The following is a 13977-nucleotide window of genomic DNA, read 5'->3' on the forward strand; positions in this document are numbered from 1 at the left end:
TAAATGCGCAACGCCGTCCGGGGTTCCTAGCTCATGTTGATATTGCGCGCATCTCCCCGACGACGGTACCCCGCACATTCTTGAGCGGCTGGCGCGCGAACTGCTCCAATACGGCGCGCTGCCGCGCATCGGGGCCGGCGTGAGCCAGCAGCAGGGCGGCCACCATGGCCTGGCTCGCGGCCATGTTGCCGTCGTCGCATTTGAGGGCATAGCCCCAGCCCTTGTCGCGGATGGCGCCGCACTGCACGCCCTCGGCCCCGCCCTTCTGCATCACGCGGCCCTCGAACGCCTCCATCACGAGCGTATCGATATGCCCCGTCCCGGCCACGAGGTGCGGGTGGCTCGTTGCCGCGTCGAACAGTGCCGCAGCGCCCGCGGCATGCGTCCTGTCGAGCCCCTGCCCCGTAGCCATGCGGGCAAAGCCCCGCGCAAAGGCGCGCAGAGGCGCCGCCCAGGTCGGGATGGAGCAGCCATCGGTGCCGCAACGATCCTCCCTCAGTTCTTCGCCGATCACCGCTTCCACCGCAGCCCGCACGGCGCGTTGCACGTCATGCTCGCGTTCGACATAGCCCGCCGTCGGCACGCCCATCGCCAGCGCCACGCTCAGCATGCCTGAATGCTTGCCCGAGCAGTTGTTGTGGAGCGGTGACGGTTCGGCGCCCCGCGCCCGCAGCGCCGCGCGCGCCTTGGCGTTGGTCGGCATGTGCGCCCCGCATTCGAGATCGCGTTCCGAAAGCCCCAGCCGCGCCAGTAGCTGGCTCACCCCAGCGACATGCGCGTCCTCGCCGTGGTGCGAGGCGCAGGCCAGGGCCAGTTCCTCTTGTGTGTGGTGGAAGCGTTCGCTGGCATGGCGGTCGAAAATCGCCAGCGCCTGCATGGACTTTATGGCCGAGCGGGGAAACACCGGCCGCTCCACGTCGCCGGCCGCCGCGATCACCCCGCCATCGGCATCGACGACGATGAACGCTCCGCGGTGGCGATTCTCCACCCAATTGCCCCGGACCACCTCGGCCAGAATGGGATTGGCATCCATTCCCCGCCCTCCACGCGCACAAAACCGGTGCCATCACGACCAGCGCAGCGGTGGAAAGTCAACAGAGCGGGGTGGCTAGAGGTCCCAGTCGCTCATCGGCGTCAGGAAGCGGGCATTGACCCAGCCGCGCGTGTGCTGCCGCGCGACGAGACACCAGTCCGAGCCCCGCTCCGCCTCGATGCAGCGCTCCACCCAGACGGGCGTGCCGGGTGCAAAGGCACCCACCTTGCGCGAATAGCTCGCCGGCCACTTGCGCACGTTGAGCACATCCCAGTGGGCCACGTTGCTGACGCGCGCCATGGCATCCACCGAATATCCCGCCGCCCGCGCCGGCTGCACGGCAAAGCCTGCGGCGGCGGTGATGACGAGCCCACAGAGGGCCGCAACGAGGATCTTTTCCTGAGATTTGGTCATTTGGGCATCCCCCCTGAACTGTCGTGGCGGGTGATACAGTGGGCGGCCGCGCTTGAACCCACGCTTATGGGTGGGTTCACCTGCCGTTCATCTTGAGAGCCGCGCCGCCGCATTGGCAGGAGCCGCCTTCCCCGCTAGACTCGGCCCACCAGCAAGAAGAATTCTGCAATCGTTTAGAGGAGGTTGGTGATGGCGAAGGTTTTGGTGACAGGCGGTAGCGGCAAGCTCGGGCGCGCGGTGCTCAAGGACCTCGTTGCCCACGGCTACGACGTCCTCAACGTCGACCAGAGCCCCCTGCCCGAGCCCACCTGCCCCACCGTCCGGGTCGATCTCACCAATTTCGGCGAAGTCGCCTCGGCCATTCTGGGCGGCGTCGACGAGCGCAAGGGACCCTTCGACGCCGTGGTCCACCTTGCTGCCATTCCCGCTCCGGGCATCGCCGCCAATCCCAGGACCTTCGCCAACAACGTCCCCACCAGCTACAACGTCTTCGAGGCCTGCCGCCTGGCGGGCATCAAGAACGTCGTCTTCGCCTCGAGCGAAACCGTGCTGGGCCTGCCCTTCGACAATCCGCCGCCCTACGCGCCCGTCGATGAAGAATATTTCCCGCGCCCCGAAAGCGCCTATTCGCTGGGCAAGCTGCTCGATGAGACCATGGCCGCCCAGTTCTGCCGCTGGGACCCGGAGCTGCGCATGATCGGCCTCCGCTTCTCCAACGTCATGTACCCCGAGGACTACAAGCGCTTTCCCGATTTCAACAACGACCCGATGCAGCGCAAGTGGAACCTCTGGGGCTATATCGACGCGCGCGACGGCGCCCAGGCCGTGCGCCGCTCCATCGAAGCCGACTTCAAGGGCTTCGAGGCTTTCATCATCGCCAACGCCGACACGGTGATGAGCCGCTCCAACATGTCCCTGCTTGCCGAAGTCTTCCCCGGCGTCGAGCAGAAGGGCCACATCACCACCAACGGCACGCTGCTCTCCATCGAGAAAGCCAAGCGCATGCTCGACTACTCGCCGCAATACAGCTGGCGCAACGAAGTCTAGCTGCGCCATTCTTATTCCTCTCCCCCGGGGGGACGGGTGAGGGGGGGATTGCATCCGTAGCCGCTGGCCGCGCAACAGCAATCCCGCCACCCTCACTTCATCCAGAACATCGGCCGCAAATCCACCGATAGCGGCTCGTTCTTCTCATTGGTCGCCATGATGTCGGCCATATGCGCCCACCAGCGCTGCATCACCGCGGTCGAGGGCAGCTTATCCATCGTGTGATCCACCCGCCGCCACAGCACGCCGAACAGCGTGTTCGTCTCCTCGTCGAGATGGATCGAATAGTCCTTCACCCCGGCCTCATGCAGCAGGTCCACGAGCTCGGGAAAAATCGCGTCGTGGCGCTTCTTGTATTCCTCCGCCATGCCCGGGTTGAGCCGCATCTTGAAGGCGTGTTTTTCGTATCCGGCATCCTCGATCATGCGCGGCGCTCCCTCATCATTGTCCACAGGATCGGCAGCGCGATCACCACGATCAGCAGCGCGCCGGTAAAGATCGACATGACGATGCCCGGCACGTTCAGGAGCCCTAGCCCGAAGGTCACGAGCCCGATGATCAGCGCCGCCAGCACCACCCCCAGGATCGAGCCTGCCCCGCCCAGGATCGACACCCCGCCCAGCACCACCATGGTGATGGCGTCGAGCTCGAATCCTTGCGCGATTGACGGCCGCGTCGAGCCGAGCCGAGCCGTCAGCAGCACGGCAGCAACGCCGCTCATCAGCCCCGTCAGGCAAAACAGCACGAACTTGATGCGATCGACGCGCACGCCGGAAAACTGCGCCGCGACAGGATTGTTGCCGATGGCGAACACCCGCCGCCCGAAATTGGTGCGGTGCAGCAGCACCCAGTAGATCACCGCAAAGATGGCGAACAGCACCAGCTCGAACGAGATCACCCACCACACATAGCCCTGCCCGAACCAGGCAAAGCTGGCGGGATAGCCCTTGTAGCTCTGGTCCCCGAGGATGATGAAGGCGATGCCGCGGAACAGGCTCATCGTGCCGATGGTAACGACGATCGACGGCAGTTTCAGACCCGTCACCAGGAACCCGTTAAACGCCCCGCAGGCAATGCCCACCCCCACCCCGATGGCGACCAGCACCGGCGTGTCGGCTCCAAATTGTAGCGCCAGCCCCATCAGCGTCGAGGCCAGCGCAATGATGGACGCCACCGAAAGGTCGATCTCGCCGGCAATGATCAGCAGCGCCATGGCCAGCGCAATCAGCGCCTTCTCGGTGAAGTTGAAGGTGAGGTCCGAAAGGCTCCAGGCATTGAGAAAATAGGGCGAGGCGAAGCTGTTGGCGACAAAGATCGCCACCGCCACCAGCACCAGCAGCATTTCCCAGCTCAGGAGCCCGGATTTCAGCGGATTGTCGAGCCGGTCCGGCAGCCGGCGATGAAGCGATGTCTCGGTCATGACTTTATCCGATCTTGGCGCCGACCTTTGCATTCCTCCCCGCGAGGGCGATGGACCCGAGTTGGTGCATGGGACGAAACCGAGCCAAAAACTGGATGCGGCTCCTCCCCCCTTGCGGGGGAGGCCGGGTGGGGGGACGGTTGGCCACGATGCACCATCACGCCACCCCCTCCGCCGAGCGCAAAATCACCCGGCCTTTGCTTTTCTCCCCGCGCGCATTGAGCACGACCGCTAGCAAAATCGCCGCCCCTGAAATCGCCATCTGCCAGAACGGCGACACGCCGATCACCGGCAGCGCATTGTTGACGACCCCGAGGAAGATGGCACCCAGCAGCGCCCCGGCGACCGTGCCAATGCCCCCGGCAATCGAGACGCCGCCGATGACGCAGGCCGCCACAATGGTCAGCTCATAGCCGCCCGCCACTTCCACCGACGCGATCACATAGCGCGAAATCCAGAGATAGCCGCAGAGCCCCGAAATGGCGCCGGACAGCACGAAAGCCAGGAACTTGGTGCGCCCCACGTCGATGCCCGTATAGACCGACGCCGTCGGATTGACGCCGATGGCGTAGAAAGCCCGCCCCAGCGGCGTGCGCGTCATCAGCACGGACATGAGACCCGCCACCACGATCGCGAACCAGGAGAGGATCGGCAAGCCGAGGAACGCGCCGCGCTGGAGCTGGATGAAATCCTGGCTCATCTGGTCGGCATTGACCCAGGCGCCGCCCGACACCACGAACACCAGCCCGCGGAAAATGGTCAGCGTGCCCAGTGTCACGACGATGGGCGGAATGCCCAGCTTCCACACCAGCACTCCGTTGAAAGCGCCCAGAAATCCGCCAACGAGGATGCATCCCGCGATCAGCACGGGGATCGGAAGCCACGGGAACGCCGCATTGACCATGGCCACCAGCATGCCGGTCAGCGCCAGGTTGGCCGCCATCGAGAGGTCGATGGAGCGGGTCAGGATCACCACCATCTGCCCCAGCGCCAGCATCATCAGGATCGAGGTGTCGTTGAAGATGGTGAGCAGATTGCTTGCCTGCGCAAAGCGCGGGAAGCGGAAGGTCACCAGCACGATCACCGCCAGGATCGCCAGCGCCAGCCAGAACTCGCGGTTTTTCAGGAGCCGGTTCACGCCGCGCGCTCCTCGGCAATGCCCGCCGCCAGCCGCACCAGCGTCTCGGGCGCCAGATCCACATTGTCCAGCGTCTCGACCACCAGCCCCTCGCGCATCACCACGATCCGGTCGCTCATCCCGAGAATTTCTGGCAGCTCGGAGGACACCATGATCACGCTCAGTCCCTGCGCCACGAGCTCGGCCATGAATTCGTGCACCGCCGCTTTCGAGCCGATATCGATGCCCTTGGTCGGTTCATCGAGAATGATCACCTTGGGGTCCGTCGCCAGCCATTTGGCGATCACTACCTTCTGCTGGTTGCCGCCCGACAGTGTCGAGACGTTCTGGCTGAGCGAGGAGGCGCGCAGGTCCAGCCGCTCGGTAAAAGTCCGCGCCAGCCTGAATTCTTCGGCCATGCGCAGGAAGCCGCTCCGGCTGGTGCGCTTCAGGCTCGGCAGCGACACGTTGACGACAATCGGCTCTCCGGTGATGACACCCTGCTTGCCCCGCTCCTCGGGCACGTAGACGATCCCTGCCTCGACAGCATCCGCCGGCGAGCGCGGCGAGAGGGGTCTTCCGGCCAGCGTCATGGTGCCTGCCGAGGGCCGCGTCAGGCCAAACACGGCCTGCATCACCTCGGAGCGCCCTGCCCCCACAAGGCCATAGAACCCCAGGATTTCGCCGCGCCGCACGGAAAAGGACACGTCGCGGAACTCGGTGGGGTGGCTCAATCCACTGACGTCGAGCACACGTTCGCCGACCATGGCGTGGCGCGGTGGAAAAATCTGGTCCACCGAACGGCCCACCATGAGCTTGACGATCTCGCTTTGCGGCGTCTGCTTGATGAACCCCTTGCCCACCATTTCGCCATCGCGAAACACGGTGTAGCGGTCGGCGATGCGATAAATCTCGTCGAACTTGTGCGAGATGAAGAGGATGGCCTTGCCGTCCTGCTTGAGCAGGTCGACCAGCACGTAAAGCTCCTCGATTTCTTTCTGGCTCAGCGCCGCGGTCGGCTCGTCCATGATCACCACCTGCGCATCGACGCTCAGCGCCCGCGCCACGGCCACCAGGTGCTTCTTGGCAATGCCCAGTTCCTTGAGCGGCATGTCCGCGTCGATCCCCGCGGCCATCGAGTCGAGCGTCGCCTGCGCCTCGCGCCGCATCGTCTTCCAGTCGATCAGGCCGAAGCGGTTCTTGGGCGCGTGCCCCAGGTAGATATTCTCGGCCACGCTCAATTCATCGAACAGCACCGTTTCCTGGTGGATCGCGGTGATGCCGACATCAGACGCCGAATGCGCTGTCGGCAGCGTCACCACCTTCCCTCCCATGCGGATTTCTCCGCTGTCCGGCTGGTAGATGCCCGTCATGGTCTTCACCAGCGTCGATTTGCCCGCCCCATTCTCTCCGATCAGCGCCGTCACCTCGCCGGCGTAAAGCTCCAGCGACACCTCATGCAGCGCCCGCACGCCGGGAAAGCTCTTGGATATGCCGGTCAATGTGAGGATGGGGTCGATCATAAGAAGGGTCTCGTTCGCTCGCGCGAAAATGTCAGTCGACACCCTCCCCCTTGCGGGGAGGGATCAAGGGTGGGGGGCGAGAGCCACGATATCCGGGCTCCCGCACCCCCACCCGGCTCCCCCGTGAAGGGGGAGGAGCAACAGAGCGGACGATCAATAAATCTTCGAGAACTCTTCGATATTGGACTTGTCGAACTGGAACGGCGCGGCCATGGCGGCCGAGTTGGTGTCGTCCAGCGTCACTTCCCCCACCTTGCCGATGGAGAAGGTTGCGCCCGGCTTGGCTTCCTCGCCATCCACCAGGGCGTTGGCCAGGTAGACGGCCGAGTAGCCCAAGTCGATCGGGTTCCACAGCGCCACGGCCTGGGACGCGCCATTGTCGATGAACTGCTTGAACTCGGACGGCAGGGCGAGACCGGTGACGTTGATCTTGCCGATCAGGTCCTGGTCGGTCACCACCTGGGCTGCAGCCACGACGCCGACCGTGGTCGGGGCGATGATGGCCTTCAGGTCCGGATAAGCGGAGATCAGGCCGCGGGCTTCTTCGGTCGACTTGACCGAGTCATCGTCGCCATAGACGGTCGCGACGAGGTTGATGTTGGGGTACTTTTCCGGGATCACCTTCTTGGCCGCTTCGATCCAAGCGTTCTGGTTGGTTGCGGTGGACGCTGCCGACAGGATCGCCACGTCACCGCCCTCGGGCAGGTAGTCCGCCGCGAGCTTGACGATCGTCTCGCCGATCAGGTTCACGTCGGATGGGTTGAGGTGCAGCATGCGGCCTTCCGGCGCCACGCCCGAATCCCAGCTGATCACCTTGATGCCGCGGTCCATGGCGCGCTTGAGCACCGGCACCAGCGCATCGGGGTCATTGGCGGAGATGGCGATGGCGTCCACCTGCTGGGCGATCAGCGAGTTGACGACTTCGATCTGCGCTTCGGCCGTCGCCGTGGTCGGGCCGGTGTAGATTACCTCGACATCACCCAATTCCTTGGCCGCCTCCTGGGCGCCCTTGTTGGCGGCATCGAAAAAGCCGTTGCCGAGCGATTTCACCACCAGCGCGATGCGCGTCTGGGCGAAGGCCGGCGAGGCCAGCATGGCGGCAACAGCCGTCGTGGCAGCAAGCAGTTTGAGCAGTTTCATTGTTGGTTCCTCCCTTGAATTGAACCCGTTGTCAGGCCACCGACGCCGGCCGGTTGACCTGGGTCGTCATGTCCGCGACGAGCAGCCGGACACCTGCCGTTTCCAGCATCTGCCGGTCCTCGTCGCGTATGCCGCTGTCGGTGACGACAGCGGAAATTCTCTCGAGCCCGCACAGGATGAGGCTCGATCTGCCGGAAAACTTCGAGCTGTCGGCGAGCACGACCAGTTCCTCGGCCTGGTCGATCAGCGCCAGTTCCGATTGCACCACCATCGGGTCCGCCTCCATCAGCCCGTGCGGACCAATGCCCTGGCAGCCGATGAACATGCGCTTGGCGTAAAAGTGGCTCGCCACCACGCCCCCGAAGGGCGAGAGGATGACGTTCTGCTCGCGATAGATGGTGCCGCCCGGGATCACCACCGAATTGCGCGAGTGGTGGATCAGGAACTCGGCGATGGAAAAGCTGTTGGTGAAGACGCTGATCCGCTTGTCCGTCAGGTGATGCACCATCTGGAACGTCGTCGTGCCGCCATTGATGATGATCGGCTCGCCATCGCTGCACATCTCTGCCGCCAGCCGCGCGATGGCGTGCTTTTGCGCAATGTTGATCGTTTCGTTGACCGAGTAGGGCCGGCCGATCAGCCCGCGCTGCGAGGGCGGGTTCAACGCCTCGGCGCCCCCGCGCACCCGCCGCAGCTTGCCCTGTTCGTCGAGCGAGGCGATGTCGCGGCGGATCGTGGCTTCCGACGATCCCGTGACTTCGCAGAGCTCCGCCACGGTCACCACCGGGCGCGATTGCGCTGCCGACAATATGACGCGATGGCGTTCCGTCTCGTGCACCGAGTGTCCTCCCTGACGTCGCGCAGGTTCAAACAGAACGGCAGCGCGAGTCAATCAGGAAACTGACACATTCGGTCATTATCTGTCATGACGGCTTAGACATGATCGTTTCTGATTGACAACCACCAGGCGCCGTGCCCATTTCGCGCGCACACGCTGTCCAGACGAGGAGGAACCCCGATGTCCACTGCGCCCAAGCGCCTCGAGAACCTTTGGGACGATGCCAAGGCCGCCTCGATGAGCGAGCCCGAGCGCCTCGTCTACCGCTCCAACCTCCTCGGGTCGGACAAGCGCGTCACCAATTACGGCGGCGGCAATACCTCCTCGAAGATTTGGCAGAAAGACCCGCTGACCGGCGAAGAGGTGGAAGTGCTCTGGGTCAAGGGTTCGGGCGGCGACAATGCCTCGATCAAGCTCGACGGCTTTGCCACGCTCTACATGGACAAGCTGCGGGCGCTGAAGGGCCTCTATCGCGGCGTCGAATTCGAAGACGAGATGGTGGGCTACCTCCCACACGCCACCTTCAACCTCAACCCCCGCGCCTCCTCAATCGACACCCCGCTCCACGCCTATGTGCCCCACCCCTATGTGGACCACATGCACCCGGACGCCATCATCGCCATCGCCGCTTCGAAGAACAGCAAAGAGCTGACCGCAAAAATCTTCGGCGACGAGATCGGCTGGCTCCCTTGGAAGAAGCCCGGCTTCGAGCTCGGCCTGTGGCTCGAAAAATTCTGCCTCGAGCACCCCAATGCCAATGGCGTCATCCTCGAGTCCCATGGCCTGTTCACCTGGGGCGACACTCCCAAGGCGTGCTACGAAACCACGCTGCGCATCATCAATACGGCGATGGATTGGTTCGAGAAGGAAACCGAGGGCAAGACCATCTTTGGCGGCGCCGCCGTCCAGTCGCTCGATGCGGACGCCCGCCGCGCCATCGCCGCAAAACTGATGCCCAAGATTCGCGGCTTCATCTCCGAGGACAGCCACAAGCTCGGCCATTTCGATGACAGCCCCGCCGTCCTCGAATTCGTCAACTCAAACAATCTGCGCCCGCTGGCCGCGCTGGGCACCTCCTGCCCCGACCACTTCCTGCGCACCAAGATCCGCCCGCTGGTGATCGACTTCGATCCGGCCCACCCCGATGTCGACGCCGTCATCGCCGGCCTCGACAAGCAGATCGCCGCCTACCGCGCCGACTATGCCGCCTATTATGAACGCTCGAAGCACGACAACTCGCCGGCCATCCGCGACCCGAACGCCGTCGTCTACCTGATCCCCGGCGTGGGCATGATCACCTTCGCCAAGGACAAGGCCACGGCCCGCATTTCCGGCGAGTTCTACGTCAACGCCATCAACGTGATGCGCGGCGCCTCGACCGTTTCCGAATATCAGGGCCTGCCCGAACAGGAAGCCTTCGATATCGAATATTGGCTGCTCGAAGAAGCCAAGCTGCAGCGCATGCCCAAGCCTAAATCCCTGGCCGGCAAGATCGCCCTTGTCACCGGCGGCGCCGGCGGCATCGGCAAGGCGACGGCCATCCGGCTGCTGCGCGAAGGCGCCTGCGTCGTTCTCGCCGACATCGACCAGGCCGCGCTCGACAGTGCCATCGCGGAGCTCTCCAGCGTCTTCGGCACCGACTTCGTGCGCCCGGTGAACATCAACGTCACCCGCGAAGCCGAGGTCACTGCCGGCTTTGCCCACGCCGTGGTGGAGTTCGGCGGCCTCGACATTCTGGTCTCGAACGCAGGCCTCGCCTCGTCCGCCCCCATCGAAGAGACCACGCTCGAGCTGTGGAACAAGAACATGGACATCCTGTCCACGGGCTACTTCCTCGTGTCGCGCGAAGCCTTCCGCCTGTTCCGCCAGCAGAAAATCGGCGGCAACGTCGTCTTCGTCGCGTCCAAGAACGGTCTCGCCGCCTCCCCCAACGCTGCTGCCTATTGCACCGCCAAGGCCGCCGAAATCCATCTCGCCCGCTGCCTCGCGCTCGAAGGCGCTGAAGCCCAGATCCGCGTCAACGTCGTCAACCCCGACGCCGTGCTGCGCGGCTCGAAGATCTGGGCCGGCGAGTGGCTGGAGCAGCGCGCCTCGACCTACAAGACCGACAAGGATGGCCTTGAGGAAATGTACCGCCAGCGCTCGATGCTCAAGCGCTCGGTGTTCCCCGAAGACATCGCCGAAGCGATCTACTTCTTCGCGTCCGAAGCCTCGGCCAAGTCCACCGGCAATATCCTCAACGTCGACGCCGGCAACGCCCAGTCGTTCCCGCGGTAATTTTCAGGAGGCCCCCCCACCCTCGGTCCCTCCCCACAAGGGGGAGGGATGCGCAGGAGCCGCTGGCGCAAATGTTTCAGTCGGCCTCCCTCCCCCTTGTGGGGAGGGTCGGGGTGGGGGTGAGAGCCACAATTTCGGGGGAGGACCCACCAAAATGACAGATCACATCATCCAGCCCACCACCATCGAAGCCGAAAACGCATCCCGCGAGGCCAACCTCCGCCGCGACTACGACTCGCTGGGCGAGCGTCTCGACCGGCGCGGCATCGCCATCGACGCCATCAAGCAAAAGGTCGCTGCCTTCTCAGTTGCCGTGCCCTCCTGGGGTGTCGGCACCGGCGGCACCCGCTTTGCCCGCTTTCCCGGCAAGGGCGAGCCGCGCGACATCTTCGACAAGATCGAGGATTGCGCCGTCATCGCCCAGCTCACCCAGGCGACGCGCACCGTTTCCCTCCATATTCCGTGGGACAAGGCCGATCCGAACCGCCTGAAGCAGGCGGCCAGCCGCTTCAATCTCGGCTTCGATGCCATGAACTCCAACACCTTCGCCGACGCCAAGGGGCAGATGCAGAGCTACAAGTTCGGCTCGCTCTCGGCCGCCGACAAGGCCACGCGCGATCAAGCCATCGAGCACAACCTCGAATGCATCGAGATCGGCAAGACCATCGGCTCGAAGGCCCTCACCGTCTGGATCGGTGATGGCTCCAACTTCCCCGGCCAGACCAATTTCGCCACCCAGTTCGAGCACTATCTCGACTCCATGAAGGCGATCTATGCCGCCCTCCCCGACGACTGGCGGCTTTATTCCGAACACAAGATGTACGAGCCGGCCTTCTATTCCACGGTCGTGCAGGATTGGGGCACCAACTACCTCATCGCCAAGGAGCTGGGCGACAAGGCCTTCTGCCTCGTCGACCTCGGCCACCATGCGCCCAACGTCAATATCGAGATGATCGTTTCCCGCCTCGCGCAGTTCGGCAAGCTGGGCGGCTTCCACTTCAATGATTCAAAGTACGGCGATGACGATCTCGACGCGGGCGCCATCGATCCGTTCCGCCTGTTCCTTGTCTTCAACGAACTGGTCGATGCCGAAGAGCGCTACGCCGATTTCGCCCCCGCGCACATGCTCGACCAGTCGCACAACGTCACCGACCCCATCGAATCGCTGATGCTCTCGGCGGCCGACGTGCAGCGCGCCTATGCCCAGGCCCTGCTGGTCGACCGCAAGGGCCTCAAGGCCGCGCAGGAAGGCAACGACGCCCTTGGCGCCACCCAGGCCCTGCGCCTCGCCTACCGCACCGACGTCGAGCCGATCCTGGCCATGGCTCGCCTCGAACAGGGCGGCGCCATCGACCTCCTCGCCACCTATCGCGCCTCCGGATATCGCCAGAAGGTCGCCGAAGTCCGGCCCGAGATCGCCGCCGGGTCCAGCGGCATCGTCTGAGCAGCACGTCGCGACAACGCCAAAGGCCGGACGCTCCGACCCCAACCACCACCGTCATCACCCGGCTCGTCCGGGTGATCCACCTTCCTTCCCCAAAGAAGGGATTGCCCGGACAAGCCGGGCAATGACGACGTCGAGTACTTACTTCATCGTGGGCATCTGGAACTCCGCCCCATCCTTGATGCCGCTCGGCCAGCGGGCCGTCACCGTCTTGGTGCGGGTCCAGAACTTGATCGAATCCGTGCCGTGCTGGTTGAGGTCGCCGAAGGCCGAGGCCTTCCAGCCGCCGAAACTGTGATAGGCCAGCGGCACCGGCACCGGGACGTTGACGCCCACCATGCCGATATTGACCCGGCTGGCAAAATCGCGCGCCGCATCGCCATCGCGGGTAAAGATCGCCGTGCCGTTGCCATAGGGATTATCGATCACCAGCTCCAGCGCCTCTTCATAGGTCTTGGAGCGCACCACGCTCAGCACCGGCCCGAAGATTTCCTCGCGGTAGATGTCCATGTCCGGCGTCACCTTGTCGAACAGGGTCGGCCCGACGAAGTAGCCGTTTTCATAGCCCTGCAGCGAGAAGTCCCGCCCATCGACCACGAGGTCGGCGCCCTGCTCCACGCCCTTGCCGATCAGCGCCTTGACGCGCTCCTGGCTGGCCTTGGTGATGACCGGGCCCATGTCCGACGCCTTGTCCGTCGCCGGGCCCACCGTGAGCTTTTCGATGCGGGGCTTGAGCGCCGCGATGATCCGATCCGCCGTCGCTTCGCCCACCGGCACCGCCACCGACACCGCCATGCAGCGCTCCCCGGCCGAGCCATAACCGGCCCCCATCAAGGCGTCCGCGGCCTTTTCCATGTCGGCATCGGGCATGATCACCATATGGTTCTTGGCGCCGCCAAACGCCTGCACGCGCTTGCCGTTTTGCGCAGCGCTAGCATAGACATAGCGCGCGATCGGGGTGGAGCCGACGAAGCTGATCGCCTCGATCTTCTCGTGCGCGATGATGCCATCCACCACATCCTTGCCGCCATGCACCACGTTGAGGATGCCCTTGGGCAGCCCCGCCTCGATCGCCAGTTGCGCCAGTCGCACCGGCACGGACGGGTCGCGCTCGGAGGGTTTGAGGATAAACGCGTTGCCCGCGGCAATCGCCGGAGACAGCATCCAGAGTGGGATCATGGCCGGGAAATTGAACGGCGTAATGCCCGCGCCGATGCCCACCGGCTGGCGCAGAGAATACATGTCGATGCCCGGCCCCGCCCCTTCGGTGAATTCCCCCTTGAGCAGGTGCGGCGCACCGGCCACAAATTCGGACACCTCCAGCCCGCGCAACAGGTCGCCCTTGGCGTCCTCCACCGTCTTGCCGTGCTCGGCGCTCAGCAGTTCGGCCAGTTCGTCCATGTGCTGGTTGATGAGGCCCACGAAGGCGAAGAATACACGCGCCCGCCGCTGCGGGTTGGTCGCGGCCCATTTGGGCTGGGCGGCAGCGGCCGAGCGGACGGCAGCCTCGAGCTCCGCCGGCGTCGCGAGCGCCACCCGCGCCTGCACTTCGCCGGTCGCCGGGTTAAACACGTCCTGAAACTGCGTGCTTTCGCCCGTCGTTTCGGCCCCGTCGATGAAGTGTCCAATCGTGCGCATGCAAATCTCCTTTATTGCGGAGAGGTTTCGCACTACGCTTTGCACACATCAACGAGAAGGAAAGCGTATCCGTTGTGCGAAAATCG

12 protein-coding genes are annotated in these 13977 nt (G+C 64.3%); 3 read left to right on the forward strand and 9 right to left on the reverse strand.

All coding sequences use genetic code 11. The features are described 5' to 3' along the window. Window positions 1-31: 31 nt before the first annotated feature. Both IC608_RS07830 and IC608_RS07835 read right to left on the reverse strand, forming a co-directional pair. A complete protein-coding gene (locus IC608_RS07830) occupies window positions 32-1033 on the reverse strand; it encodes an asparaginase (RefSeq protein ID WP_191774246.1) in 1002 nt (333 codons plus the stop codon). A 75-nt stretch (window positions 1034-1108) separates the two neighbouring features. After that, window positions 1109-1447, reverse strand: coding sequence for an SH3 domain-containing protein (locus IC608_RS07835; protein ID WP_191774248.1), 339 nt, complete (start codon window positions 1445-1447; stop codon window positions 1109-1111). Window positions 1448-1636: 189 nt separating this feature from the next. On the opposite strand from IC608_RS07835, the gene IC608_RS07840 reads away from it, so the two are divergent. Further along, window positions 1637-2494, forward strand: coding sequence for an NAD-dependent epimerase/dehydratase family protein (locus tag IC608_RS07840; protein WP_191774250.1), 858 nt, complete (start codon window positions 1637-1639; stop codon window positions 2492-2494). 92 nt (window positions 2495-2586) lie between these two features. On the opposite strand, the gene rhaM is transcribed toward IC608_RS07840, so the two are convergent. The 6 genes from rhaM to IC608_RS07870 form a co-directional block, all read right to left on the reverse strand. Then, the gene (gene rhaM / locus IC608_RS07845) at window positions 2587-2919 is read right to left on the reverse strand and encodes an L-rhamnose mutarotase (RefSeq protein WP_191774252.1); all 333 of its coding nucleotides are present in this window, start codon (window positions 2917-2919) and stop codon (window positions 2587-2589) included. Then, window positions 2916-3914: an ABC transporter permease gene (locus IC608_RS07850; RefSeq protein WP_191774254.1), complete on the reverse strand. Its 999-nt coding sequence runs from the start codon at window positions 3912-3914 to the stop codon at window positions 2916-2918. Before IC608_RS07850 ends, rhaM begins: the two co-directional genes overlap by 4 nt. Before the next feature lie 157 nt (window positions 3915-4071). Further along, on the reverse strand, window positions 4072-5052 hold the full coding sequence (locus IC608_RS07855; RefSeq protein ID WP_191774256.1) for an ABC transporter permease subunit: 981 nt from the start codon (window positions 5050-5052) through the stop codon (window positions 4072-4074). After that, entirely contained in the window at window positions 5049-6554 is a 1506-nt protein-coding gene (locus tag IC608_RS07860) for a sugar ABC transporter ATP-binding protein (protein ID WP_191774257.1), read from the reverse strand. The genes IC608_RS07855 and IC608_RS07860 overlap by 4 nt, the downstream gene beginning before the upstream one ends. Window positions 6555-6707: 153 nt before the next feature. After that, on the reverse strand, window positions 6708-7694 hold the full coding sequence (gene rhaS, locus IC608_RS07865) for a rhamnose ABC transporter substrate-binding protein (protein ID WP_191774259.1): 987 nt from the start codon (window positions 7692-7694) through the stop codon (window positions 6708-6710). A gap of 31 nt (window positions 7695-7725) precedes the next feature. Further along, the gene (locus IC608_RS07870; protein ID WP_191774261.1) at window positions 7726-8532 is read right to left on the reverse strand and encodes a DeoR family transcriptional regulator; all 807 of its coding nucleotides are present in this window, start codon (window positions 8530-8532) and stop codon (window positions 7726-7728) included. Between the two features lie 180 nt (window positions 8533-8712). Between IC608_RS07870 and IC608_RS07875 the strand changes: the two genes are divergently transcribed. Beyond that, window positions 8713-10809, forward strand: coding sequence for a bifunctional rhamnulose-1-phosphate aldolase/short-chain dehydrogenase (locus IC608_RS07875; protein WP_191774263.1), 2097 nt, complete (start codon window positions 8713-8715; stop codon window positions 10807-10809). A 154-nt stretch (window positions 10810-10963) separates the two neighbouring features. After that, on the forward strand, window positions 10964-12253 hold the full coding sequence (rhaI, locus tag IC608_RS07880; RefSeq protein WP_191774265.1) for an L-rhamnose catabolism isomerase: 1290 nt from the start codon (window positions 10964-10966) through the stop codon (window positions 12251-12253). A 141-nt stretch (window positions 12254-12394) separates the two neighbouring features. On the opposite strand, the gene IC608_RS07885 is transcribed toward rhaI, so the two are convergent. Continuing rightward, on the reverse strand, window positions 12395-13891 hold the full coding sequence (locus IC608_RS07885; protein WP_191774267.1) for a CoA-acylating methylmalonate-semialdehyde dehydrogenase: 1497 nt from the start codon (window positions 13889-13891) through the stop codon (window positions 12395-12397). Window positions 13892-13977 lie beyond the last annotated feature (86 nt).

It is taken from the genome of Devosia oryzisoli, from assembly GCF_014837245.1.
Lineage (GTDB): Bacteria > Pseudomonadota > Alphaproteobacteria > Rhizobiales > Devosiaceae > Devosia > Devosia oryzisoli.

What these genes read in the sequence shown, in the direction of transcription:
- IC608_RS07840 (WP_191774250.1), top strand. Translation starts at nt 1,637, where the DNA reads ATGGCGAAGGTTTTGGTGACAGGCGGTAGCGGCAAGCTCGGGCGCGCG.
- rhaS (WP_191774259.1), bottom strand. Translation starts at nt 7,694, where the DNA reads ATGAAACTGCTCAAACTGCTTGCTGCCACGACGGCTGTTGCCGCCATG.
- rhaI (WP_191774265.1), top strand. Translation starts at nt 10,964, where the DNA reads ATGACAGATCACATCATCCAGCCCACCACCATCGAAGCCGAAAACGCA.
- IC608_RS07875 (WP_191774263.1), top strand. Translation starts at nt 8,713, where the DNA reads ATGTCCACTGCGCCCAAGCGCCTCGAGAACCTTTGGGACGATGCCAAG.
- IC608_RS07835 (WP_191774248.1), bottom strand. Translation starts at nt 1,447, where the DNA reads ATGACCAAATCTCAGGAAAAGATCCTCGTTGCGGCCCTCTGTGGGCTC.
- IC608_RS07860 (WP_191774257.1), bottom strand. Translation starts at nt 6,554, where the DNA reads ATGATCGACCCCATCCTCACATTGACCGGCATATCCAAGAGCTTTCCC.
- IC608_RS07850 (WP_191774254.1), bottom strand. Translation starts at nt 3,914, where the DNA reads ATGACCGAGACATCGCTTCATCGCCGGCTGCCGGACCGGCTCGACAAT.
- IC608_RS07885 (WP_191774267.1), bottom strand. Translation starts at nt 13,891, where the DNA reads ATGCGCACGATTGGACACTTCATCGACGGGGCCGAAACGACGGGCGAA.
- IC608_RS07830 (WP_191774246.1), bottom strand. Translation starts at nt 1,033, where the DNA reads ATGGATGCCAATCCCATTCTGGCCGAGGTGGTCCGGGGCAATTGGGTG.
- rhaM (WP_191774252.1), bottom strand. Translation starts at nt 2,919, where the DNA reads ATGATCGAGGATGCCGGATACGAAAAACACGCCTTCAAGATGCGGCTC.